At 46.4% G+C, this 23,754-nt stretch carries 17 protein-coding genes; 14 read left to right on the top strand and 3 right to left on the bottom strand.

Annotation, left to right across the window (positions count from 1 at the left end; all coding sequences use genetic code 11):
* The first annotated feature begins 14 nt into the window (after positions 1 to 14).
* Entirely contained in the window at positions 15 to 2,690 is a 2,676-nt protein-coding gene (locus MKZ16_RS07855; RefSeq protein ID WP_076106146.1) for a YhgE/Pip domain-containing protein, read from the top strand.
* Positions 2,691 to 2,772: 82 nt separating this feature from the next.
* On the opposite strand, the gene MKZ16_RS07860 is transcribed toward MKZ16_RS07855, so the two are convergent.
* Positions 2,773 to 3,747 carry an aldo/keto reductase family protein gene (locus MKZ16_RS07860; protein ID WP_036675684.1) on the bottom strand — a complete coding sequence of 325 codons (975 nt, stop codon included), beginning with the start codon at positions 3,745 to 3,747 and terminating at the stop codon, positions 2,773 to 2,775.
* A 66-nt stretch (positions 3,748 to 3,813) separates the two neighbouring features.
* Here MKZ16_RS07860 and MKZ16_RS07865 point away from each other — a divergent pair, with 66 nt between their 5' ends.
* Positions 3,814 to 4,521: an SGNH/GDSL hydrolase family protein gene (locus tag MKZ16_RS07865; RefSeq protein WP_051490864.1), complete on the top strand. Its 708-nt coding sequence runs from the start codon at positions 3,814 to 3,816 to the stop codon at positions 4,519 to 4,521.
* A gap of 41 nt (positions 4,522 to 4,562) precedes the next feature.
* Here the strand turns inward: MKZ16_RS07865 and MKZ16_RS07870 are convergent, their stop codons facing one another.
* Positions 4,563 to 5,333 carry a DeoR/GlpR family DNA-binding transcription regulator gene (locus MKZ16_RS07870; protein ID WP_036675683.1) on the bottom strand — a complete coding sequence of 257 codons (771 nt, stop codon included), beginning with the start codon at positions 5,331 to 5,333 and terminating at the stop codon, positions 4,563 to 4,565.
* Positions 5,334 to 5,574: 241 nt separating this feature from the next.
* Between MKZ16_RS07870 and MKZ16_RS07875 the strand changes: the two genes are divergently transcribed.
* Genes MKZ16_RS07875 through fucU form a run of 4 tightly spaced genes read left to right on the top strand, consistent with a single transcriptional unit; the run spans position 5,575 to position 9,927 of the window.
* Positions 5,575 to 7,341, top strand: coding sequence for an L-fucose isomerase (locus tag MKZ16_RS07875; RefSeq protein ID WP_036675680.1), 1,767 nt, complete (start codon positions 5,575 to 5,577; stop codon positions 7,339 to 7,341).
* Positions 7,342 to 7,370: 29 nt separating this feature from the next.
* Positions 7,371 to 8,816, top strand: coding sequence for a rhamnulokinase family protein (locus MKZ16_RS07880; RefSeq protein WP_076106149.1), 1,446 nt, complete (start codon positions 7,371 to 7,373; stop codon positions 8,814 to 8,816).
* A gap of 20 nt (positions 8,817 to 8,836) precedes the next feature.
* Positions 8,837 to 9,487, top strand: coding sequence for a class II aldolase/adducin family protein (locus tag MKZ16_RS07885; protein ID WP_038569477.1), 651 nt, complete (start codon positions 8,837 to 8,839; stop codon positions 9,485 to 9,487).
* Between the two features lie 11 nt (positions 9,488 to 9,498).
* Positions 9,499 to 9,927: an L-fucose mutarotase gene (gene fucU / locus MKZ16_RS07890; protein WP_036675675.1), complete on the top strand. Its 429-nt coding sequence runs from the start codon at positions 9,499 to 9,501 to the stop codon at positions 9,925 to 9,927.
* Between the two features lie 75 nt (positions 9,928 to 10,002).
* Here fucU and MKZ16_RS07895 read toward each other — a convergent pair whose 3' ends face one another.
* On the bottom strand, positions 10,003 to 11,994 hold the full coding sequence (locus tag MKZ16_RS07895) for a beta-galactosidase (protein ID WP_076106152.1): 1,992 nt from the start codon (positions 11,992 to 11,994) through the stop codon (positions 10,003 to 10,005).
* Positions 11,995 to 12,258: 264 nt separating this feature from the next.
* Here MKZ16_RS07895 and MKZ16_RS07900 point away from each other — a divergent pair, with 264 nt between their 5' ends.
* From MKZ16_RS07900 to MKZ16_RS07935, 8 genes are read left to right on the top strand one after another with little or no spacing between them, the layout of a single operon-like run.
* Positions 12,259 to 13,230, top strand: a complete 972-nt coding sequence (locus MKZ16_RS07900; protein WP_076106155.1) for a sugar ABC transporter permease — start codon at positions 12,259 to 12,261, stop codon at positions 13,228 to 13,230.
* A 17-nt stretch (positions 13,231 to 13,247) separates the two neighbouring features.
* Positions 13,248 to 14,132, top strand: a complete 885-nt coding sequence (locus tag MKZ16_RS07905) for a carbohydrate ABC transporter permease (protein WP_036675671.1) — start codon at positions 13,248 to 13,250, stop codon at positions 14,130 to 14,132.
* 34 nt (positions 14,133 to 14,166) lie between these two features.
* Positions 14,167 to 15,753 (top strand): extracellular solute-binding protein, encoded by a 1,587-nt coding sequence (locus MKZ16_RS07910; protein WP_036675669.1) that lies wholly within the window; start codon positions 14,167 to 14,169, stop codon positions 15,751 to 15,753.
* A gap of 51 nt (positions 15,754 to 15,804) precedes the next feature.
* Positions 15,805 to 18,219 (top strand): helix-turn-helix domain-containing protein, encoded by a 2,415-nt coding sequence (locus MKZ16_RS07915; protein WP_080742433.1) that lies wholly within the window; start codon positions 15,805 to 15,807, stop codon positions 18,217 to 18,219.
* Complete coding sequence (locus tag MKZ16_RS07920) at positions 18,206 to 20,884, top strand: hypothetical protein (RefSeq protein ID WP_256718443.1); 2,679 nt, start codon at positions 18,206 to 18,208, stop codon at positions 20,882 to 20,884. Before MKZ16_RS07915 ends, MKZ16_RS07920 begins: the two co-directional genes overlap by 14 nt.
* Before the next feature lie 27 nt (positions 20,885 to 20,911).
* Complete coding sequence (locus MKZ16_RS07925) at positions 20,912 to 21,619, top strand: DUF1961 family protein (RefSeq protein ID WP_256715530.1); 708 nt, start codon at positions 20,912 to 20,914, stop codon at positions 21,617 to 21,619.
* 21 nt (positions 21,620 to 21,640) lie between these two features.
* Positions 21,641 to 22,450 carry a polysaccharide deacetylase family protein gene (locus tag MKZ16_RS07930; RefSeq protein WP_076106157.1) on the top strand — a complete coding sequence of 270 codons (810 nt, stop codon included), beginning with the start codon at positions 21,641 to 21,643 and terminating at the stop codon, positions 22,448 to 22,450.
* A 27-nt stretch (positions 22,451 to 22,477) separates the two neighbouring features.
* On the top strand, positions 22,478 to 23,749 hold the full coding sequence (locus tag MKZ16_RS07935) for an FG-GAP repeat protein (protein ID WP_076106160.1): 1,272 nt from the start codon (positions 22,478 to 22,480) through the stop codon (positions 23,747 to 23,749).
* Positions 23,750 to 23,754 lie beyond the last annotated feature (5 nt).

Below are 23,754 nucleotides of genomic sequence, written 5' to 3' on the forward strand. Positions count from 1 at the left end.
AGGGGGAGCAGCGAATGGGCGGAATACTACGGATTTATAGGAACGATTGGCGTAACTTATTCAGAGTTCCTGTGGCCGTATTGCTGGTTGCCGCTTTGGTGGTATTGCCCTCCGTGTATGATTGGGTGAACGTTGCGTCAGTATGGGATCCTTATAGCAATACTTCTGGCATTAAAATTGCAGTTACCAGCTTAGATGAAGGTACTAAGGTACAGGAGAAGGATTTTAATATCGGGAATGAGGTCATGGAAAGTCTTCGGAGCAATAAAAACCTGGGCTGGACCTTTGTAGATGCAGAGACTGCACATAATGGTGTCAAACGCGGAGACTACTATGCCAGTATTGTTATCCCTGCTAATTTCTCCAAACGAATGACTGGAATTCTTGAAGGAACGATTGTGAAACCAGAGATCGAATATACCGTCAATGAGAAAATAAATGCGATTGCTCCTAAAATCACGGATAAGGGCGCCACTTCAATCACCACACAGATCAGTGAGAATTTCACGGAAACGATTAGTGAGACGGTATTTACTGTTTTAAGTCAAATCGATAAGGAATTTCAATCTGAATTGCCCATTATACGCAAGGTAGAAAAAGGATTGTTTAAATTAGAGGCGAGCCTGCCAGAAATTGAAACCGCAGGTAAACGTGTATTGAAAATTCAGGAAAATTGGCCGCAGATTCATGCTTCAGCAGAGCGTATTTCCACATTGGAGAATAAGCTGCCAGAGGTGGAAAAAGCGGGTGAGGCTTTAGAGAAAATTGCTGAGCATTGGCCGCAAATCGCGAGTGCCTTAGATCATTTAGGAGGGCTACAGGACAAGCTGCCCAAGATTGAAGAAGCGGCACAGCTAATCGTTCAACTTGATAACCATTATGGTGAAGTTGAACAGATCATGGCTCAGGCCTCGCAAGGTCTTACGGAAGCGCATAAGATCGTTAATGCTGCCTTAACAGCGCTGCCTGAGGCAGAAAAGATTGCCACTGCCGGAAATGATTTTGTTCTGGAGCTTCAACAATTTTTGGAGAAGAGCAGTGCTGCATTTGAAGCTGTTCCAGCAGCTATCAAACAGAATCTTAATCTCCTACAGCAAACGGAGAACTCAGTGGTCAAGCTTGCTGAACAGTTAAAGGGAGAGGATAACGAGCCGCAAGCTGTACGTGAGCAGCTGGAGGTGCTCTCAGCACAGTTGGCTGCAGGAAGCAGCGTGATTGAACACACACTTTCTATGTTAAATGCATTGAACACATTTTCACCTGAAACAGTGTCTATTGCTGATCTTGCAGCATTGAAAGGTGTAGACAGTGTTTTGAACAGTCAGAAGTCCTTGGTAAATGCTATGGCGGCTGACGTTCAGAATAAGGATAACGCTGATTCCAGTGCAATTAACCAATTGTTCCTAAAGTCTGGTCTTGGGAAGCTGGCGATTGCGAAGCTTATCTCAGGGTATGATTCGTCGACAATCCCTGCCATAAAAAATACACTGGAGCAAATAACTTCGGCGGCAGATGTCACAGCCACCGCATTGCAGCAGGTGCCAGATCGCTTACCCGCGCTGGGTACCCTGCTGGAAGAGACAGTGTCGGCGATTGAGTTTGGGCAGACAAGCTTAGCTAGTCTGCAGCAGGATTTGCCAGCTATACGCGAAGCGGTCCACACAGCAGCCAGTGGGGTTGCCGATCAGACCCAGGGCTTTGGTGCCTTCATCCGAGATACACTTCCGCTATTGGAGAGTAGCTTGCCTACTGCAGGGGAAAAGATACAGCAAGCTGCGAACTTCGTGCGTCAGGATCTGCCTACTGTAGAAGAGCGGGTTCATCAGGTCTCGGAGTTGATTCGTACAGGACTCCCCCGTGCGGATAAAGGAGTGGCGCTTGCCGCAGATTTGGTGAGAAATGATCTTCCAGTACTGGAAGACTCGATTCGAAAAGCCGCTTCCACGATCCGCCAAATTAAAGAGGAAATTGATCTGGGGGAGATTGCACAACTGCTCGGAGGAGATATTAAGAGCAAAAGTGATTTTTTGGCCAATCCGGTAGTGTTAAAAGAGAATAAGTTATATCCCATTCCGAATTATGGCTCGGCAATGACTCCTTTTTATGTGGTACTTTCCTTATGGGTCGGAGGCACACTGCTTGTCTCCCTTCTCCGCACAGGTGTGGATACGGGTGGGCTAACGTACAAAAGATATCAATTGTATTTTGGCCGCCTGCTGACCTTCCTTACGGTGGGAATTCTTCAGGGGCTGGTGGCTGTCCTTGGCAACATTTTTATTCTGCACTGTTATGTGGTGAATAAGGTGTGGTTTGTACTTTTTGGAGTGTTAATCAGCATCGTGTTCGTAACCATTGTATTTACGCTTGTCGCTGTATTTGGCAACCTGGGAAAAGGAATAGCGATCGTGTTCATGGTGCTTCAATTCTCTAGCTCCGGCGGTACATTTCCGATTAGTACGACAGGGCGTTTTTTTCAAATATTAAATCCGTATATGCCGTTTACCTATGCAATTAGTCTGATGCGGGAGGCGGTTGGGGGAATTCTGCCAGAAGTGGCGATTCGTGATGTGATCTATCTGATTATCTTCGGTGTGCTGGCACTCTTGCTGGCATTACTCCTCAAGAAATCACTGGAGCCTTTTATCCATAAGGCTTCTGAACAAGCCGAAGAGTCTAAATTGATTTCTTAAAGAAAAAGAGGATGTGCCTAAGCCATGGTGATGGCTTTTGGCACAACCTCTTTTGTGTACTATATGGCAAGTGTGCAATAGGTTATCTTGCAGGAGCAAAATCAGCTACTGGCTTAAGAATCTCCTCGATCTGCTGTAAAGTATCAGCGGAGAGTACCGCATCTACAGCTTTGGCGTTTTCTGCAACTTGTTCTGGCTTACTGGCACCAATTAATGCTGAACTTACACCAGGCTGGCGCAGGATCCAAGCCAATGCCAATTGCGACAGCTTCAGGTCTAAACTGTGAGCGAGTTCAACCAGCTGTCCAACCACAGACAACACATCATCACGGAGGTAGCTGGAGATTACACCATTAACTGAATTATCCGCAGCACGGGTTCCTGCTGGAGGTTGTTGTCCCGGTTTATATTTGCCAGTCAGAATTCCTTGCGCCAGTGGAGAGAAGACCACTTGGCCCAACCCCTCACGCTGGGATACTTCAAGGACCTCGTCTTCAATATAACGTTCGAACATATTATAGATGGGTTGATTGGAGATCAGTGGACGCAGATTCAGTCTGCGGCTGATACCAGCAGCATTAGAGATTTGGGCTGCGCTCCATTCGCTAACAGCGGAGTAGAGAATCTTGCCTTGAGCTGTGAGATCATCCAGTGCGCGTAGAGTCTCCTCTACAGGGGTCTCTGTATCGAAGCGATGACAATAATATACATCAATATAATCAGTGCCTAAGCGGCGGAGGCTGGCCTCGCATTGCTCCATAATGTGCTTGCGGGACAAGCCACGGTTATTAACATCGTCTCCCATGGGGAAAAAGACCTTTGTGCTTAGCACATAAGATGATCTTTCATAGGAACGTAGAGCAGCACCCATCGCTTTTTCGCCTTCGCCACGGTTATATGCATTAGCCGTATCAAAGAAATTGATACCGCATTCAAAAGCTTTGCTTATACAAGCATCGGCTGCCTTTTGCTCTGCTGCGGTTCCATATGTAAGCCAACTGCCTAGTCCGATCTCACTGATTTTGAGCCCTGAATTGCCTAGTCTTCTATATTTCATTTTTCTCTTTCCTCCTTGTATTCTATATGATAACTTTACTTGTATTATAGGAGACATTCAAGTTGAATGATTAATATACTAGTAATCAAGGAGATGAAAGATTCAATGACTAATCCAGCTACTAAAAAATCAAAAGTGATCTTATTTCAGGGTGACTCCATTACGGATGGGAATCGAGGTCGTGATGAAGACCCGAATCATATTCTTGGACATAGCTATGCGTATATCATCGGAGGCAAGCTAGGGAATGAGCGGGCAGAAGAAAATCTGGTATTCTATAACCGCGGAGTGAGTGGAGATCGAATCTCCGATTTATATGCACGCTGGAATGAAGATGCAATTAGCTTGCAGCCTGACATCATTAGTATATTGATTGGGGTAAACGATATTTGGAGAATGATGAAAGGGGAACCAAGTGGAGTTACGGACCGTTTTGAACGCGCTTACCGTCACGTACTTGAAGAAACACGTGAAGTTCTGCCACATACGAAGCTGGTTTTATGTGAGCCTTTTATTTTAAATACCGGAGCTCCAGCTGAACAGTGGACAGAATGGGAAGCGAAGATTACACATTATCAGGGAGTGGTTAAGCAGCTGTCTGAGCAATTTGATACAGTTTATGTACCTCTACAGGATGCTTTCAACGCAGCTGCAGAGAGAGCAGAGGCAGCCTATTGGCTGTGGGACGGCGTTCACCCGACGACTGCCGGGCATGATCTGATTGCTGGGGAATGGCTGAAGGTCGTTTTGGAAAGTGGTCTTTTAAACAATTAAGTTATAAAGTCATTATCTCTCTTTATCTATGCACCTACTGATCACTCAGCGGGCGCATAGATAAGAGATACATGGTAATTATTTAAGAAATCGATCCATTCCTCAGAAGGCTTCTGATCTGTAACGATATAATCCACTCTATCAAAGCTGAACAACTTAATGAACGCGGTCCGGTCAAATTTGGAGTGATCTACGAGCAGAACCACTTTATTCGCCTGCTGCTGCATAAGCACCTTCAGTTCGCTTTCTTCTTCATTTGAATCACTTAGACCGCCTGTCATGGACAATGCTTTACAGCTGAATATGGCTACATCCACATTATATTTTCGAATTGTCTGTGAAGCGGTATTTCCAACAAAGGAGCTGGTCTCGGGGCCTAAAATTCCACCTGTGGAAATCAGCTTTTGACCGGAGTGTTGAAATTCAGATAATACCACCAGAGAGTTCGTAATAATTGTCAGATTGTTTTTCTCCTCAATAATTCTACGCAAGGCTTCAAACACCGTTGAGCTCGTATCCGTCACCAAGCTGTCTCCATCATTGATTAATTGCAGTACATTATCGGCTATGATTCGCTTCGCTTCAATATTGACCTGATGCCTGCTGGTATAGGAAGGATCTTCATTGGTATGGGCGTTGAGAATGGCTCCACCATAATTTTTTTTGGCAAGACCTTCTTTGTCCAGTTTATCTAGATCCCGCCGAATGGTCTCTTCCGAGACGTTGAATTTTTGCGCTAGCTCTGCGACATGGACCTTCTTCTGTCTGTAAAGCTCTTTAATAATTAGATCCCGTCGTTCAAATGCTTTCATTCGTTCACTCACCTTTATATATAAATCGTCTGCTTTCTAGTGTACTACATTGTTGTTTAAATCTAAAAATAATTACATATTCACATAAAACCACAATATATAATAATTATATCACATAAAACCACACTTTTGTTTAGGTAATATGTTGTTTTGTGTTGACTAAAGCGCTTGCAGATTTTATGATGAAGGAGAAATAGATCTATTAACGATGACTCTAAGATGATCTTGAGGAGGAACGGCATTGATAGAAAACTATCCGAAAATTGGTATCCGCCCAACCATTGATGGCAGAAGAAGAGGCGTTCGTGAATCACTGGAAGAGCAAACGATGGGCATGGCTCAGCGGGTGGCTAAGTTTATTGAAGCGAATTTAAGGTATCCAAATGGGAGTCCTGTAGAGTGCATCATCGCCGATTCTACGATCGGTGGTGTTAAAGAAGCTGCTGCGGCGGCTCAGAAATTCTCCGGGGCTAACGTAGGGGTGTCGATCACCGTGACGCCTTGCTGGTGTTATGGCTCAGAGACAATGGATATGGATTCATCCATTCCGCATGCCGTGTGGGGATTTAACGGAACGGAACGGCCGGGTGCTGTGTATCTAGCTGCTGTTCTCTCTGCGTATGCTCAAAAGGGAATTCCTGCGTTTGGTATCTATGGTGAAGATGTTCAAGAGTCTAGCAGTGAAGAGATTCCAGCGGATGTGCAGTCTAAATTGCTACAGTTTGCTAGAGCAGGCTTAGCAGTTGCTCAAATGAAGGGGAAATCATATTTATCTATGGGTTCTGTTTCGATGGGGATTGCGGGTTCCATTGTGAATGAACAATTTTTCCAAGAGTATCTGGGCATGCGCAATGAATATATAGATATGTCTGAATATGTCCGGCGCTTTGAAGAAGAGATTTATGATAAAGAGGAATTTAAGCGGGCGCTTGCCTGGACTAAAGAAAACTGCCAAGTTGGCGCTGATAATAATCCGCAGCATCTGCAAATCAGTGCAGAAGAGAAAGAGAAGCAGTGGGAGACTTGTGTGAAAATGACATTGATCGCCCGCGACCTGATGATCGGCAATCCGGTTCTCGCTGAGCTTGGTTTTGAGGAGGAAGCTAACGGCCACAATGCAATTGTTGGCGGTTTCCAAGGCCAGAGACAATGGACGGACCATTTCCCTAACGGCGATTTCATGGAGACGATGTTGAATTCTTCTTTTGACTGGAACGGCAAACGGGCACCTTATCTCGTAGCGACAGAGAATGACAGCCTGAATGGGGTAACGATGTTGTTCAATTATTTGCTTACGAATACAGCACAAATTTTTGCTGATGTCCGAACCTTCTGGAGTCCCGATGCCGTTAAGCGAGTGACGGGTCATCAATTGGAGGGAGAAGCAGCTCACGGAATACTGCATCTGATCAACTCTGGTTCGGCAGCGCTTGATGGCACAGGTGAGCAGAGGATAGAGGGTAAGCCTGCAATCAAACCGTTTTGGGAGATTTCAGACGAAGAGGCTGAGGCTTGTCTAAGCAATACACAATTCCGGCCAGCTTCTCAAGAATATTTCCGGGGAGGCGGCTTCTCTACCGATTATTTAACCAAAGGCGGAATGCCGGTTACTATGGCTCGCTTGAACCTGGTGAAGGGGCTTGGACCTGTTCTTCAGCTTGTTGAAGGTTACACTGTAGAGCTGCCTGAAGAGGTTCATCATATTTTGGATCAAAGAACAGATCCGACCTGGCCGACGACCTGGTTCGCTCCTAAGCTAACTAACAGTGGTTCATTCCAATCGGTATATGATGTCATGAATAATTGGGGCGCGAATCATGGGGCGATCAGTTATGACCATATCGGGGCGGATCTAATTACGCTGGCGTCGATTTTGCGTATTCCAGTAAGTATGCATAACGTTGAGGAATCACGTATTTTCAGACCACGGGTGTGGTCGTTATTTGGGACGGAGAATCTGGAAGGAGCAGATTACAGAGCCTGTCAGAATTTCGGACCGCTATATTAAAATCTTCTTGTGAAGCAGGTGTACGTGAAATGGGTGATACGATTAAGCTTCTGGCTATGGATCTTGGCGCCAGCTCCGGAAGAGTGATGTTGGGATTGTATGACGGTAACACCCTTCGCATGGAAGAAATTCATCGGTTTGCTAATACCCCGGTGTATATTGGCGGGCATTTGTATTGGGATGTTTTGAAGCTCTTCCACGAAATGAAAAAAGGAATCCAGAGAGCTTATAGGGCGCGTGGAAAATTGAGGTCTCTAAGCGTGGATACGTGGGGAGTCGATTACGGTTTTATTGATAAAAGAGGGATGTTGCTCTATTCCCCCCATCATTATAGGGATAAGAGAATGGGAAGTCATCGTCTAGGGTTGGAGGTATTGCTTCCGCCAAGGGAGCAATTTAGCGTTACTGGTATTCAACCGAGCTTGATTAATACGGTTTATCAGCTGTTTGCTGATTATCAGGATAATGATTCTCTGCTAGAGGTCGCAGATACTATTTTAATGATGCCAGACCTGTTCCACTATTTGTTCTCTGGTATCGCGGCAGCAGAAAGCACGATTTGGAGTACAAGTGGCTTAATGGACGCTGTATCTGGTGAAGTCTCTACTGAAGTATTTAGCAGGCTTAGTATCCCGGTTAGCCTAGTGCCACAACAGGTTCAATCGGGGACGGTCATTGGTCCTATCCTTCCGGTAATACAAGAGGAGCTTAGCGTTGGTCCAATGGAGGTAATTGCGGGTGCTTCTCATGATACGGCTTCAGCAGTAGCTTCCATTCCGTATTCTCTTAAGGATAATGCAGCATTTATAAGCTGTGGAACATGGTCGATAGTGGGCATGGAGACGCCTGAAGCTGTCATTACAGAGAAAAGCTATGAATACGGATTCACAAATGAGCAGTGTTACGGCCAATCTAATCGTTTGCTCAAAAATATAACGGGACTATGGATTTTGCAGGAGCTGCAAAGGAATTGGGCAGAAGCGGGAAAATACGTCAGCCAAGGCCAAATGGTTGAGCTAGCTGAAACCATAAATCATGCCCCAGCAATTATTGATCCGAATGATGAACTGTTTAGTACACCCGGTGTGATGACCCAACGGATTAGAGAATATTGCGAACGAACAGGCCAGCAAGCCCCCTACACGAAAGCTGAGATTATTCGCGTCATACTTGAGAGCTTAGCAGAGTCCTATCGCCATACGATTAACGAAATGGAAGAGATCACCGGCAAAAAAATCAATATCATTCATATGGTCGGTGGTGGGATTCAGAATGAACTGCTCTGTCAGCTTACCGCTAATATTACGGGGAGAAAAGTTGTAGCAGGGCCTGTGGAAGCTAGTGCAATTGGCAATATAATTATTCAACTGGCTGCCCTAGGGGAATTGGAAATCTCCGAGGGCAAGCAGGTAGTGGAAAGATCTTTTGCCTTTAAGACATATCAGCCTTCTTTGGTGAAGGTTTGTGAAAAATAGGATACGAGGAGAGAAACCCTATGGATACATTGGAACAAAAATTACGTTTGCAGATTTGTGATATCGGGAGAAACCTGTTTAATAAAGATTTTATCGCGGCTAATGATGGGAATATTTCTGCTCGCTTATCAGAGAATGTAATTCTGACTACCCCCAGAGCGGTGAGTAAGGGATATTTAGAGCCTCATATGCTTGTAAAAGTGAATCTGCAAGGTGAAGTCCTTGAAGCTGCTGAAGGCTACAGACCCTCAACGGAAGCAAAAATGCATCTAAGAATTTATAATGAGCTGCCAGAGATGAAGGGCGTGGTCCATGCACATCCCCCGTATGCTACTGCATTTGCCATAAAAGGTGAGGCGCTCGACAAGATGATGATGCCAGAGTCGGTGATTATGATCGGAGATATTCCGTTGGCGGAATATGGAACACCATCGACGGAAGAAATTCCAGATTCACTGATGCCTTTCCTGGGCAAAAAAACTGCGGTCCTGCTCGAGAATCACGGAGCCCTTACTTGGGGAGAAGATGTTATGGAAGCATATCTGAATATGGAACGGCTTGAGTATACGGCCAAGCTCACCTTCATTACCCGGATGATTGGCGGGGAGAGAGAATTGCCGCAGCATCGGATTGATGAGCTGGTAGCGTTGCGATCATTTTATGGGAAGTAAAGAGGTGCCTTATGTTAAAAGGAATTCCTAAGCTGCTCTCTCCGGAGCTGGTGCGCATTCTGATGGAAATGGGTCATGGGGATGAGCTTGTATTGGCTGATGCTAATTATCCCGGACATTCGTTGAATCCGAGGGTACTGAGATATGATGGCATCGGTATTCCTGACCTGCTGGATGCCATCTTAGAGTTGTTACCTCTGGATCATTATGCAGAGCAACAGGTGGCTTTTATGGCAGTGGTGGCTGGAGATCCAACTGTGCCGGTCATCTGGTCCACATACGAGACTATCATTGCCAAGCATGATGCTGAAGCGACGATTAAACATGAGGAACGTTTTGATTTCTATAACCGTTCTAAGCAAAGTTATGCGGTTATAGTTACTGGTGAAGAAGCATTGTATGGGAATGTTATTCTTAAAAAAGGCGTTATTAAAAGTTAAAATAACGGAAATGAAGCCGCTAACCGCTTGGGTGACCAAGGAGTTAGCGGCTTTTTATGCTGTAAGGATAAGTATTTATAACCGGATTACTCTGTACTCATATGCACCAAGGGAGAGGGGGCCGCAGGCCACGGATTTGCCTGAGAGAACATCATGTCCGTCCCGCGGGAGTGTGAGACTTCCCCCGTGTCCATCCATATTTACAATGGTCCACACTTCGGTACCTTGGTCATTGCTTCTAGGGCAGACAAGGGTTCCCTTAGTGACATCACTGCGTACGGTAACACCAGTACGTTCTGCATAATGATCAATAAGTTTACATAACATTAGGTCACCTTCTTCACCGGCAGGCATTGAACCCAGCATAACAATAGTACCTTGTCCGTAAGGCTGCTCCGTCAGGAAGGACAAACCCGGTGTCACCCCCTCCGTAATCATTCCGAGACTGGAAGCGGACTCTGAAACGGGTTCAAAAACAGAACTCCACATGGACAAGGGAGCAGATACCCCAAAAGCGTGTCCAATCGTGCCTGTTAATTCCAGCGGATAGATAAACTTAGTTTTGACTCCTGCTAATCGCTCCAATTCCCCAAGTCCGGCATTCCTATGAAGGGTATGCTCCTTCGTTCGTCCTCCGGTAAGAGGACCGACAATCCAAATCCCGCCAGCTGCTGTGAAGGCCAGCGCACTTTCCACATACTCGGGGGACAAATAATGTACGAATGGAGTGAATAACAGCTTGTATCCGGTTAAGTCACCACCTTCGGGCAGCAGATCCCGGTGAATACCCATATGTAGAATTCTTTTGTAGAAATCGCCCAGCAGACTACGATAATTTAGCTTCCGATGAGGTTCAGTTGCGAGATAAGCTTTGGTTCTGTCCGAATAGGTAATCGCAACATCTGCCCGAAGGGGCCGGGTGGAGAGCATAATTTGTTCAATTTCTTGCCGTGCTTGATTGGCCTCCAGCACATTATCGTACCCTAGAGCGGGTTCTCCCCAGGCACTAAGGATCGAGCTATGTGTTTGTTCACTTCCGGAAGTATGCTGGCGCCAGAGCCAATAGCAAAATGCACCTGCACCCAGCGCATAGGCGGCAACCGCTTCTGCCTTCAGATATCCGTTCGGATGTGGCACACCAAAACTTACTAGAGATGCGGCAAACGAGGGTCCTGTCTCCATTATCCAGAAATCTTTTCCCGGCTTGAAATTTCGCCATAGATCACAGTTAAGCAGATAAGCATGCATATTTTCCTGTGAGGCATAAGAGTCGTAGGCGGCAAAGTCGAGATTCTGAAATAGCCGCTCATTATCTAGATGAAAAGCGACACTGCTGTTGTGGGTAATTGGTGCAGAGGAGTGGCGGCGGATAATATCAGCCTGCTCATCGGCGAATTCAGCGATTTTTTCCATTGAAAATAAGCGGTACATCGTCCGCAGAGATGAATTGTGGAGGAAAGGTGCGGGTCCTGGCTGTGGCACCTGATCAAAACGTTGATAAGTTTGGCTCCAGACGGCTGTTCCCCATGCCTCATTCAACTTTTCAATGGAGCTGTAGCGCTGCTGCAACCAGATATGCCATAAGCCTTTACAGGTCTCACACATGCACTCCGCCACATGCGCTTTGAATTCGTTATCGAGCTGCCAGGCGGTTAACCCCGGAAGTGCTCCGGTCTCCTTGGCAATATGCTCCGTAATGATGGCAGCCCGCTCACGAAAATAAGGATTGTTCGTACAGATATGCTGCCGTGCTCCATGTCCCATTACCGTTCCGCTCTCATCCACATAACAGCGCTCAGGATGTCCATGGGTAAGCCAAATGGGGGGTGTAGGTGTCGGCGTACACATTACTGTGTCAATTCCGTTTCTATGTAACCTTTCGATATATTTCACGACGGGACGGATATCAAGCTTATCTTCTTCTGGCTCCAAGGCAGACCAAATGAATTCTCCGATTCGTACGATATTAATCCCCGTTTCTTTCATTAGAAGGATGTCCTGCTCAAGCACCTCTTCACTCCATAGCTCGGGATACCAAGCAGCACCATAGTATAACTTGTTCTTCAATTCAGCTCCCCCTTTAAGGCAAACATTTGCTGGAAATCATCACTTGGAATCATAGGTTGTTAGGGTCTTGCGGGCAATAGTAAACTTTTGCGCGGTTTGGACTTTTTAGATAAAATGGGATTTTTAGCTTATATAGAGCGTTCAAAAAAGTCCGATTGCTGGAAAAAATCACTAGCAGCATAATAGGAGTCGCAGTAAGGGTGATTGCAGTAATCCATGGCTACAGTAATCGCGAGATGTACATGACAAATGGAGGTGAACAGGATGAAGCACGTAACAGTTCCGGGAACTGCAGAACAACAGCTAAAACCGCAGACCTATCGAAATATCCGGGTAAGAAGATGGAAACGTTTTAAACGTGATAAATGGTTATATATTCTGCTGCTCCCTGGAGTCCTTTATTTTCTTGTTTTCAAATATGTTCCGATGTGGGGCGTGCTGTTGGCTTTTAAGAATTACCAGCCGTTTCTTGGTTTTCAGAAAAGTGAATGGGTAGGTTTTGAGCATTTTCGTGTTTTTTTCCAGAATCCCGATTTCTTTATGCTGCTGCGCAATACGTTATTGTTATCTTTTTATAATTTGATTTTCTTTTTTCCGGCGCCGATTATTCTGGCACTACTTCTAAACGAAATACGGCTTTCCTTCTATAAAAAGACGATACAAACGATGATTTATGTTCCGCACTTTATATCCATGGTCATTGTGGCCAGTATGAGCTATGTATTTCTAACTACGGAAGGCGGGACTGTAAATGAGTTTTTGTATACGTTTACAGGCAGGAAAATAGACTTTCTAGCTAATCCCGACTGGTTCCGTCCATTGATTATTCTCCAGACGATCTGGAAGGAGTGCGGTTGGGGGACAATTATATTCCTGGCAGCGCTGGCCGGTGTAGATGTGGAGCAATATGAGGCTGCGGTAGTAGACGGTGCGAACAGGTGGCGGCAGATTTGGCATATTACGTTGCCTGCTATTCGCAGTACAATCGTTATTTTACTTATTCTTCGGATGGGAACGATTTTGGATAACGGTTTTGAACAAATTTATTTAATGATGAATGCTCTTAATCGTGAAGTAGGTGAGGTGTTCGATACCTATGTATACGCACTGGGAATCACCCAGGGAGCTTTTAGCTACAGTACAGCTGTTGGATTATTCAAATCAATAATCGGTGTGACGCTTGTGCTCGGGACGAATTGGATCGCCAAAAAATTTGGTGAATCCGGACTTTATTGAGAAGGGAGTAGCTTGCTGTGGCCAAACAATACAAGAGTACGGGTGGAACTGCATTTGATGTATTCAATTATATATTTTTAGGGATTATCGGAATCGTAGCGATTCTCCCTTTCCTCTTTGTGGTTTCGGGCTCCTTCGCTACAGATGCGGAAATTACTAAACGTGCCGTATTCCTGATCCCGACCACGATTTCATTTGACGCCTACCGATTTATCTTTTCAACAGATACGATTATGCGCAGTATAGGGGTTTCTATTTATGTTACGGTAATCGGAACTGTCGTTAATTTATTCTTCACGGTAACAATGGCTTATCCGATGGCAAAACGATATCTGATGGGCCGTAATTTGGTACTCAACCTTGTTATTTTTACGATGCTGTTCGGTGGAGGAATGATTCCAACCTATCTCGTCATTCGGGAACTGCATCTGCTGGATACGCTCAATTCTCTTATTTTACCGGGAGCAATTAGCGCCTTTAACCTGATTATTGTCAAAAACTTTTTTCAGGAGCTGCCTATAGAAATGGAAGAAGCGGCGCGTATTGATGGTTGTTCTGAGCTGGGCTTGTTGTGGAAGATAGTCCTTCCGTTATCCAAACCGGTTCTTGCTACATTTACGTTGTTCTATGCTGTGGGACATTGGAACAATTTCTTCTCGGCACTGCTCTACATTACGGATCCGACAAAATGGCCTTTGCAGGTGATGCTGCGACAGATCGTAATGTTGTCCCAATCTGCAGCTGGCGATATGAGTTCTATGGATCCGAGCTTTGTGCAGCCACCGGAGCAGTCGATTAAAATGGCGGTTATTGTAGTAGGTACTCTACCAATTTTATGTGTGTACCCATTTCTGCAAAAACATTTCGCTAAAGGGGTGATGCTGGGTTCTGTTAAAGGATAGCAAACTTAACTTATTCCAATTTGGAGGTATAATAATGGAAGCTAATCGTTCGGTAAAAAAGAAGCGCTGGTTGTTACTTTTACTTGTGGCTATGATGGTTACCACTGTTGTTGCAGGTTGCTCAGGTAATGAATCTGCAGGTTCTAACAGCAAAAGTGAGGGGAGTAGTAATACTGGAGAAGAGAAAAGCGAGTCCCCGCTGGATCTGACCCTCATGCTGCCGATATTCAAAACAAATTATCCGAAGGATGGCAGTCCGGTTGCTGCTGAACTGGAGAAACAGACCCACACAAAAATCCACTTTGAGTGGGTCCCGAACGCATCTTATGCAGATAAATTTAATATTACGCTAGCTTCTGGGAAGCTGCCGACTATTATCTACGTGGGGGATGTTAAGGCTTCTAGTTTTGTGAACGCTGCCAAATCGGGCGCATTCTGGGAAGTAGGGCCTTATCTTAAGGATTATCCGAATTTAAGCCAAGCGAACCCGGTTATTCTGAAAAACTCGGCTATTGATGGGAAGAATTACGGAATCTATCGGGGGCGTGTACTCGGCCGTAACGGTATGGTTTTCCGTAAGGATTGGCTGGAGAAGGTGGGGCTGCAAACACCGCAGACGGTAGATGATTTCTACAATATGCTGAAAGCGTTCAAGGAAAAAGATCCAGACGGCAATGGTAAAGAGGATACTTATGGCATGGTGCTGGTCAAATGGAGCGGCCAGTGGGCCAGCGGTTTTGATACCATTAAGTTATGGTTTGGAACACCGAATAAATGGGGCGTGCAAGATGGCAAGCTGGTGCCTGAGCATGAATATCCAGAATATTTGGAAGCGCTTAAGTTCATGAAGAAGCTGTACGATGAGAAATTGATCAACTCCGACTTCGCTGTGATGGACAGTGCCAAATGGACAGATCCGATCGTGAACAATAAGGCAGGAGTAATCGTCGATGTGGTCGATACAGGTGCCCGGGTGGATGATAAAATTCACGCTGCGCTAGAAAAAGAAGGCAAAGACGAACCGGATAAACATTATGTAGATGTAAGCGGGGGCGTAACAGGTACGGATGGCAAGCTACATACATTGCCGACCTCTGGTTTCTCGGGCATGCTGGCTATTCCAAAATCATCTGTGAAGAGCGAAGAAGAATTGAAACGGGTACTGGCTTTTCTAGATCAAATCAATAATCCGGAATTACAAACGATGTTAGGTTTTGGTTTGGAAGGTACTCACTACACTATGGTGGATGGTTTTATTGAACGCTCCAAAGACACTGTCCTTCTGGAGTCAGAAGTGGAAGGGTTAAACCAAATTCTGGCCTTTATACCTGAGGACAAATCCAAGACTGTAGCTCAGACACCGCTGCGGCTTAAACAAATCGAAGTTCAGAAAGCAAATGAAGCTTCGATCGTGGTTAATCCGGCAGAGGCCTTTATTTCCACAGTATATTCGCAAAAGGGCGCTCAACTTGACAATGTAATTAATGATGCACGCATAAAATATATTGTAGGACAAATTGATGAAGCTGAATTGAAATCAGCATTTGATGTATGGAGAAAAACAGGTGGAGATGATTTAGTTAAGGAAATGAACGAGTTATACGCTAAGGCTGACCGCTAGATCCTTCCTAGTGCTTTTATCCGGCTGGAAAGGATCTGAGGAGCAAAACGAATGTGGTTCGATTGCACTTCAAATTTATCTGATTCGGCTGGTGAGAGCATAGTGATGAGAAATGTGGCGAAATGGAAGCGTTATACAAAAGGCTGGTCAGGCTGTAAGGGCCGATATTATCGTAAAAATCTGATCATTATGCTGGTGGTGTCATCCATTCCGGGGTTTATTATTGGTGCGCTTGTCTACTGGATGGCAGGGGGACGCCTGGAGAGCGAGCTGCTGCAGATGCATAACAGGCAGATTGAACAGCGGGCGGCTAATATTGATGATCAACTGTCCAATCTGGAGCTGATGCTGGCACATTGGGCCTTTGATCCCAAGTTTGATTACAGCTTGAATGGCCTTGATTTTATTCAGGATCATGAGCGGGCTTGGGATATTACGAAGACACTCGTAGTGATGCAGGGCTCGAACACGATGACGAGTAACGTTGAACTCTATCTATCAGGAGATCATCCATTACTATTTAATCCCGAATATGGCACGATTGACTCCAGCGCGGTATCGGGTCAATATGACAAATTGATTGATACTGAACAAAGCACCTATTGGACGCAGTGGGCATTCGATCCCAATAAACCAAATGTCAAAGAATTAACGCTTGTCCATCATATTCCGGGCGGAAGCTTGAAGCCCTTCGGGGCTCTTTTGCTCCGCATGGATACGGAGAAAGTAGCTGCGATGCTACGAACTATGACACCTTATAATAGCGGCGAGACATTTTTGCTGCAGACGACGGGGGATTTGTACGTATCTGCTGGAGACAGTGCCGAGGATTCTCCCTTACTTACCGCATTGCATAATGAGATTGTGGAACGGGGCGCGAACCATGAGTCAAATCTTGAGTCCTCTTTTCTCTTCGACTGGGGTAAGGCTACATATGCAGTGACTTATGGTGAGTTTTCCCGACTCTCCGCAGATTGGCTCTATGTATCCGCTTCACCGATAACCAGCATAACTTCACCTGTCGTCTTCATTTCAAGACTGATATTTTTAGTTAGCTTCAGTGCTTTGCTGCTGGCGGCGATTCTGTCTTGGTTTGCTTCCCGCAAAATCTATTCACCGATAGGACGTTTGCTGCAGACTTTGTTGCCTGACCAAGCGGCGGCTGCGAGTAGGGAGGATGAGTTTATTCTGATTGAACGGCATTGGCAGAACTTGCACGGGGAGAGCCATGCCCTGAAGTACACTCTTTCCGAGCAACTTCCACATGTGAAGGAAAGCTTCCTGCATCAGCTGTTTCAGGGGTATTTATATTCTTATTCTGAGCAGGATCTGCAAAGCCGGATGCGGCGTTTTAAGTGGGAAGTAGAGGATTGTCATTATATTATTCTTTATATTCAGCTTACAGGCATCTCCAGCCAGGAGGGGAAGTTCCGCAACGGTGATGAAAGTCTTGTATCATTCGCCGCCGTCAATATTATCGGAGAATTGTCTGCCGAGCACTTTAAGCAGGCTGATATTATCAATTTCCATGATCTCACGGCAGGATTACTTCTTATCGAACCCGTTGCGAATCCATCGCTGGAAGCGGTGCAAGCCTTTAGCGAAGAACTGACAGGAACGATTAATCGCATGTTAAAAATGAGGGTAACAGTGGCGTTTAGTGCACCGGTTGGAAGGATATCCGGTATTCCGCTAGCGTTCGAGGCTGCGAAGCAAGCCGCTAGTTATCGCCAGTTTGGTGGTGAGAACCAGATTATTAATATGGAGCTACTGGATCGTGAGGGGCAAAGTACGCCTGAACCGCAATATTCGTTCACTTTGGAGCGCGGAATGATTCAGGCCCTGCGCACAGGAGAAGCGGAAGAGGCTTATCGGCTGTTGGAGGAATTTCTGGAGGCACTGTGTGCCAATGGGGCAAAAGTGATTGATGTGCAGCAGGGCATGCTTCATTTGTTAGGCAGTATTCAGCACGCCATTATGGTCTCAGGCATTCATCCAAACCAACTGTTCAAAGGGGCTAATCTGTACGCGGCACTGTCGCAAATTCATGAGCCGAAGCTTATCCTTGCCTGGTTTCAGGAAAAGGTAGTCGCACCGTATCTGACGGAGCTGAGCGAGCGTTCTGATGCCGGAATCAAACGGACGATTGAGCATGCCATGATGTATATCAATGAGCATTATATGGATAATATTTCGCTGGATGGATGTGCGGATTATACAGGGATCAGCCCATTTTTACTGAGTAAATCATTCAAACGGGTCACCGGGAAAAATTTCATTGATTATCTGACCGAATTGCGGCTTGATAAAGCCAAGGAGCTGCTGCGTGATACCTCGCTGCGAATTAACGATGTAGCTGAACAGGTGGGTTATCAGCATAGCTATTTTAACCGGATTTTTAAGAAACAAGAGGGAATAACCCCAAGCCGCTATAGAGAGCTAAGCCATAATAATGAAGCTCTTTAAAAGTAAGAAGACGTGCGGCGAAGAAGGTATAAAGGAGATGGTTGTTGTGCCTACGGCTCTGCCGATTAGCCTGCATTGGCTAAAAAAGCCCGCTATTGATGTGGGTGTTACCTGGGGGGTTCCTTGGAAAAAAGGAGCGCTCAACAGGGAATCGTTAAAGAATCTCTGCTTAAGTATGCCGAAGAACGAAAAGCTTGTGCCGCTGCAAAGCTGGCCGGCAGCTTTTTGGCCTGACGGGAGCATCAAATGGTCCACGCACTCGGCAGTAAACAAAAATTCGGATATTCAGCAGGATTCCTTAGCGACAATGACAATAAATCAAGCGGCTCCAGCTACGGAAATGACTGAGCGACTAACTGTGCAGGAAACAGAGGAAGCTTTCATTATAGATACAGGTGTTATTATTTGCACGGTTAACAAGCAGGGGAAGGGTCTTATCCGCAGTATTGTGCGCAGAAATCCGGCGGACACGGAAGGAACCGAAGTATGCAGTAATGGAGAGCTTGTATGTATACGTGAACAGAGAGATGAGGGTGCTGGCACCCTGAGCATACGTGAGGAGCGATTCACAGGACGAACGTTAAGTGCCATCCTTGAACAGGACGGACCTGTTCGCGCAGTGGTGAAGCTAGAGGGACTTCACCAAGCTTCACACAATGCTCGTGAGTGGCTTCCCTATACGTTACGTTTATATTTTTATGCTGGGCTGGAGTCTATTCGATTAGTTCATACGTTTCATTATGACGGTAATCCACAGCAGGATTTTATTAAAGGATTAGGAATAGAATTCACAGTGCCGCTGCATGGACCGCTTTACAACCGCTATGTTCGTTTTGCCGGAGATAGCGGCTTGTTTAGCGAGTCTCCTAAGACGTTGCATACACGGCGAACCAAAGGTAAGTACCGTGATTTATTCGTCGATCAGGTAGCAGGATGTGCTGTGAAATTTGATCCAGAAGAGGATGCCTATTTCCTTAGTTTATTGGATGACTCCGCGACTTGGGGCAGCTTTCGGCTGGTTCAAGATTCTTCCGAGCATTATGGGATCTGGAAGCGGACAGAGGATGGGTGCGCTTGGATCAAGGCAGCAGAAGGCCGCCGGGCAGGTGGGCTTGGTTATGTTGGAGCAGAGGGTGGAGGGCTAGCCGTCGGGATGAAGAATTTCTGGCGTAAGCATCCGGCAGGAATGGAGATTGGATCCACTGCCACAGACGCGGCAGCTCTTACTGTCTGGTTCTGGTCACCTGATGCGGCAGCTATGGACTTGCGGCATTATGATACAAAAACACATGTGGAATCCTCGTATGAAGGTGCAGAAGAATTACGGGCCACTCCATTTGGTATCGCTAATACTAGCGAGCTAACATTCTGGTGTACGGCGCAGACTCCCGGGCCTGAATTGTTGCAGCGGATGCAGGCAGAAGCTGAAGAACCTTCATTGCTGGTTTGTGAACCAACTTATTATCATGAAGCGGGTGCTTTTGGTTTCTGGAGTTTGCCTGATCGGAGCACGCCAGCCAAGGTGTATCTGGAAGAGCGGCTGGACGGGATCATCTCCTTTTACAAGGAAGAGATCGAGCAGCGCAAATGGTACGGTTTTTGGGACTACGGAGATTTCATGCACAGCTACGATCCGGTCAGACATGTATGGAACTATGATCTCGGTGGCTGTGCCTGGCAGAATTCCGAGCTGGTGCCAAATATGTGGTTGTGGGTAACGTTTCTCCGGTCCGGGAGAGCGGATGTGTTCCGAATGGCCGAAGCTATGACCAGGCATACGAGTGAGGTAGATGTATATCATTTTGGCGAATACGCCGGACTAGGCTCGCGGCATAATGTCATCCACTGGGGCTGCGGCTGCAAAGAGGCTCGTATCGCTATGGCGGGTCTGCATCGCTACTATTATTATCTGACCGGAGACGAGCGGGTCGGCGATATTATGGACAGTGTAAAGGATGCTGATTATTCAACAGTTACTCTGGACCCGATGCGGGCGTATTTTCCGAAGGATGAATTCCCCACTCATGTTAGGGTGGGTCCGGACTGGGCGGCCTTTAGCTCTAATTGGATGACCCGCTGGGAGCGGTTCGAGGATACCGCTTATCGTGACAAGATTATAACAGGCATGAATTGCATCAAAAGGGCAAATTTACGGCTTTTATCTGGTCCCACATATGGGTATGATCCGGCAACTGGCCTATTGTCGGGAATGGGCGACGATAACTGGGGGCGTCATCTAGCGATTAGTATGGGAGGTCCGCAGGTGTGGTTCGAGCTGGCGGCAATGCTGGAGGACTCGGACTGGGAAGATATGCTGGCTGAGTTCGGCGTATTTTATAATTTGCCACAAGAAGAGAAGGACGCATTTACAGGAGGGTTGATTTCAGGAAAACTCCGTTTTGAGCATCCTGTGCTCAGCGTAGCCATTGCTGCATATGGAGCATATTACCGCAAGGATCCGGCGACGGCAGAGCGGTGTTGGACGATTTTGCTGGAGAATCCGTTTGGTTGTGTGAATCTACAGGAGGAAGCTGATCGGGTCACTTATATGACTGAGTTAAATGAGATCGATTGGATGAATACAAATGAAGCCTCGCAGTGGTCTTTAAATACGATCATTGCCTTGGAATTAATCGGTAGTGCTATACCGGAACTCGCGAATTGAAGGCTTCATTGTGGGGAGGAATGATTTATGGCTAGGCCGATGCAGGACACGGGTATAGGTGGTTTGATCCCTGAAGCATGGAAACCAATCTACCATAATCCCCTCGCTTCAACTAGTGATATCGCTGGATTCCAGATGGAGGGAGAGGGAACGGTTTCCTTCCCTTTGCAACGAATGAGATTAGAGAGCACTATCCATGCCGAGGCCGGACAACAAGCAAATGTCGTTCTCTGGTGTCCAGAGGAGTTCCCGGCAGACCTCGCCGTATCGTGGAATTTCCGCCCATTGTGTGAGCCGGGGTTGGCGATTTTGTTTATAGCGGCCAAAGGAGAGGGTGGGAAGGATTTATTTGATTCCACGCTTGCTCGCCGTACGGGTGAATATGATCAATACCATCACGGGCAGATAGACACGTATCATATCTCGTATTTTCGCAGGCGTTGGGTGGAAGAACGTGAATTTCATACCTGTAATTTGCGCAAAAGCTATGGTTTTCATCTCGTTGCACAGGGAGCCGATCCGCTTCCGGACGTCAGCGACATGACTGAGCCCTACCGGATGTTAGTGGTGAAGCGTGGTCCTATGCTGTCTTTTGCGATCAATGAACTGCCGATTTTTACATGGATAGATGATGGTGAAACCTATGGGCCGCTACTGACAGGCGGGAAAATTGGGTTCCGACAGATGGCACCCCTGATTGCTGAATACTCGAATCTCACGGTTTATGGACAGTAATGCGAAGGAGGGTTTAGAGTGATGTCTATTATATATTATTGTTACCCTGAGGGCAGACATAAGGCGCTTACGATGAGCTATGATGACGGCAGACGGGCTGACGAAAGATTGGTTGGACTATTTAACCGCCATGGGATTAGAGGAACATTTCATCTCAATTCTGGCCTGCTGGGTGAAGGTGATCGTATTACGGCAGATGAAATAACTGAGCTGTACCAGGGACATGAAGTATCTGTCCATACGCAACACCATCCGACGCTGGCCCGTTGTCCGCAGGAGCAAATCATCCATGAGATTATGGAGGATCAAAAATATTTTGAGACGCTGCTCCAGGTGCCGATACGGGGAATGTCTTATCCTAACGGTTCCTTTAACAAGGAGATAAAGAAGCTTTTGCCTCATTTAGGCATGGAATATGCCCGTGTGGTACAGACCACTGGCGGCGGCTTTGGGCTGCCGGAGGATTGGCTGGAATGGCGGGGGACTTGCCATCATAATGATCATTTGCTGGAGCATGCGGAGCAGTTCGTGAAGCTGCATAAACGGCAGTATTTATATCTGATGTATGTGTGGGGCCATAGTTATGAATTTGATAACGATAATAACTGGGAGTTGATGGAAAGCTTCTGTGAAGCAGTGGGAGGACTAGAGGAAATCTGGTACGCGACAAATATTGAACTCGTTTATTATATGAAGGCTTGTGAAGCCCTTATTTTCTCCGCTGCTCGGGATTTTGTATATAATCCGGGAGCGGTATCTGTCTGGCTGGAAATCGACGGTGTGATTATAGAAGTAGCAGGCGGACAAACCGTCCGTTTCCCTGAGATTTAATCGAAGAGAGAAGACAGGAGGATTCTAATGAGAACGAAGGACACACAATCAGTCTATCAGCTGGCAAAAGTAGATATTTCCGCTGCTGGTCCACGCTGTAAAATGCTTATTGGCGATCTGAATGGGGATGGACGTGCAGAAATGCTGCTGGTCCAGCCGGATAATCGCCAGGATGTTCGTTATATTCCCCATCAGGTGCAATGCCTGACCGCTTTTGATATGGATGGCAAGCTGCTGTGGCAGGTGGGCACACCCGATCCTGACGCTGGCAGCCAAGGCTCGGACTATCCAGCGCAAGTTTATGATATAGATGGTGATGGGTCGCTGGAAGTATTATGTGTAATGGATGGACGTTTTCATATTTTTGAAGGTTCAACAGGAACGGTTAAGTCCATATACGACTTACCTGCTGAACATGCACATGATTGTATTATCATTGCCAATCTAACAGGGCAAGAACATGCTTCCGACATCATTCTGAAGGACCGTTATCATCAACTGTGGGCCTTGGATAAGGATTTCAATTTATTATGGACGCATACAGGCAATGTAGGACATTATCCGTGGGTTCACGATCTTTATGGAAATGGACAGGATCAAGTGATGGCAGGTTATGATCTGCTTGATTCTAAAGGTAATTTATTATGGAGCTGCCACGATCTGGATGACCACGCGGACTGTATTTGGGTTGGCGATGTGAATGGAGATGGTTATCCTGAACTGGTTGTCGGAGGAAGCGTAACGGTGATGTATGACCGGGACGGACAAGAGCTTTGGCGTTATGACGGCTCCATCGAGTCACAGCATTTGGCGTTAGGCCGATTCCGGCCTGAACTGCCTGGCCTTCAGGTTGCCGGGCTGGACCGAATGATCCGCGAAGATGACGGCAAAGGGCTAAAAGGTAAGGATGCGTTGTTCCTTTTAGACTGTAATGGCAAGGAACTGTGGAAAGAAGAACGTACAACCGACGGTTGGCTGACTATCGTTGAAGCCGTTAGTAACTGGCAAGTGGGTTCTCCGGATTATATTCTCGCGTACCGCCGGGGAGGCGGGATATATCCTGCTTTGTACGATGGACATATGAGGGTTGTAGCTGAATTCAAGGAGGAAGGTTATGCCGTTCATGGCGATCTTCTGGGATGTGGCAGGGAACAGGTTGTAATTTATAATGATGAGTCAGCAACGGTATATTCAAGCGAGTGGATAGATATTAGTACATGTGCCTCTGAGAAATCGTTACCTCAGCCTAAAAGATTGTACAGCTCGACGCTGTATCCGGGTGGAGAAATAACGGTGTGAAGGAG

Origin of the sequence: Paenibacillus sp. FSL R5-0928 (assembly GCF_037970385.1) — a bacterium.
Lineage (GTDB): Bacteria > Bacillota > Bacilli > Paenibacillales > Paenibacillaceae > Paenibacillus_AQ > Paenibacillus_AQ odorifer.